4 protein-coding genes are annotated in these 1,685 nt (G+C 39.0%); all 4 read right to left on the bottom strand.

From position 1 onward, the window contains the following. Positions 1-181, bottom strand: a 181-nt coding sequence (locus AB4589_RS25650; protein WP_372101982.1) for a hypothetical protein, incomplete at its 3' end; no start/stop codon positions are given. Between the two features lie 111 nt (positions 182-292). Next, entirely contained in the window at positions 293-574 is a 282-nt protein-coding gene (locus AB4589_RS25645) for a hypothetical protein (protein WP_372101981.1), read from the bottom strand. Positions 575-634: 60 nt separating this feature from the next. Continuing rightward, complete coding sequence (locus AB4589_RS25640; protein ID WP_009846781.1) at positions 635-967, bottom strand: hypothetical protein; 333 nt, start codon at positions 965-967, stop codon at positions 635-637. A 110-nt stretch (positions 968-1,077) separates the two neighbouring features. Next, positions 1,078-1,530 carry a hypothetical protein gene (locus tag AB4589_RS25635; RefSeq protein ID WP_371696134.1) on the bottom strand — a complete coding sequence of 151 codons (453 nt, stop codon included), beginning with the start codon at positions 1,528-1,530 and terminating at the stop codon, positions 1,078-1,080. Between the last annotated feature and the right edge of the window lie 155 nt (positions 1,531-1,685).

Genomic DNA, 1,685 nt, shown 5'->3' with positions numbered 1-1,685 from the left:
ATGGGGCGGATACTTTTGATTTATGTGAACCCAATAACACGCCGAATGCAATATTTAGAATTCGTGACTTGAGGGTGTTTTTCTCCTGCTGTTTTAACTTCACTTCGGACGCGCTTAACCTGATGTGTGACGTTTTCTTATTACAGTTTTCACATCGTAATACAGTGTCATTTTCTTGCATTTCCCTATTCCTTTAAGCACGTATATAGACAATTTCGTTATAACCTAAGTTCGCTGACTGAATTAGGTTCCAAACCGACATTAATAAACAAACGCTTAGACTCAAAGCAAACTAAAGAACCGTCACGCCTTCAACTTCAATCACTGAGTTAACATTCGCTCGCTCGATTATCTTGAGTAACGTTGTCTGGATTAACTCATTATCTCGAATTTCTGTTTCGCAAGAGAAACGCTCCTCTTGAACACCATCGCTCTCACCCAACATAAATTGAACCGAAACTTCCGTTGCGAGATCTTTTGTCGTTCCGTAATACGCTAGCGTGATTTTTGGGTATCCGTTGTCGCCTTTTTTAACCTGCTTTGCGATGCGTTTTTTAGCTCTATCTAAATTCATACAACTTCCTTTTAAGGCTGAAACTAAAAATGAACAAACGTCTGGTATATCGTAGTTTTACTATAAAGCATTACCACATCCACTACATGATTTTATGGATGATAATCCTCTTTTTCTTACGTTAGTTTTTCCACAAGAAACACAAAATTTCAATGAGTGGATATTGTAAATAGACGTCAAGATAACCAGCGGAACCCAGACCAATAATTCTGACCCATTACCACCTGAGCTATAGATAAAACCAATCGAGAAGATACCAAAAACAACAGACTGCAAAGTCCACAATGTTTGTTTGTACTTCGCACCTTTGATAATAAAAAACGTAAAAAAGCCAATTGAGCTACTGATAAGCCCATAAACCGCAAAACCTATAAAGGCTTCTTGTTGATTCATAACTCTCCCTGTCAACCTCACGTTTATGGTCCGAGCAACGCTACTGCCCCAAAACCATACGACCTTAAACATTAGTCAAACTTTAAACGAAAAGTGCCAAGCCTCGTAAATCACTTTTGAGTTATCTGTTCGTTAGCAGCTTTCAAGGCCGCATTTAAACCGTCTGTATCCTTACAACCAATGTAAACATGCTTTCCATTGCTTAGGCTTAACTTCAGCGCTGAACCTATCGATACATTATATAACCAACCATCGCTCAACATGCGGATGCCAATACCTTGATACCACTTGCTTTGATAAAACGATGTCTCCGTTATGTCTGACACTTCTACATTCTTACGCCAAAAACCAAAACCGAAATACCAGCTCAATGCATTGCCTTTGATCTCAATTGTCATGGAGAAAAAGAGCAAAGCAATTAACCCGTTGATGGCGTGAGCGATGAATGTTCCGGAGTTATTATCAGACGTAATGACAATGAAAGCACTTATCGAAACAAGGATGAGCAACAACCCCTTGTTGTATTCCTTACTATAAAACACAGTTATATCTCCTATGGACAACGAACAACCAATTACCTAGCCAACAGCTATCTTACTGTGGCCTTTCTCAATAATCGTGGCAAGTAATGAAAGCAGATTCCCCAAAACCAAGTAGCATTACCTTGATACGACCTAACCAAAATATCAAAGCAGAATAATGATCTGCACCAGAAGTT

It is taken from the genome of Vibrio sp. 10N.222.49.A3 (assembly GCF_041475145.1).
GTDB lineage: Bacteria > Pseudomonadota > Gammaproteobacteria > Enterobacterales > Vibrionaceae > Vibrio > Vibrio tasmaniensis_A.
Note: the sequence above shows the minus strand (reverse complement) of the source record. Positions and strands in the feature narration are given on the sequence as shown.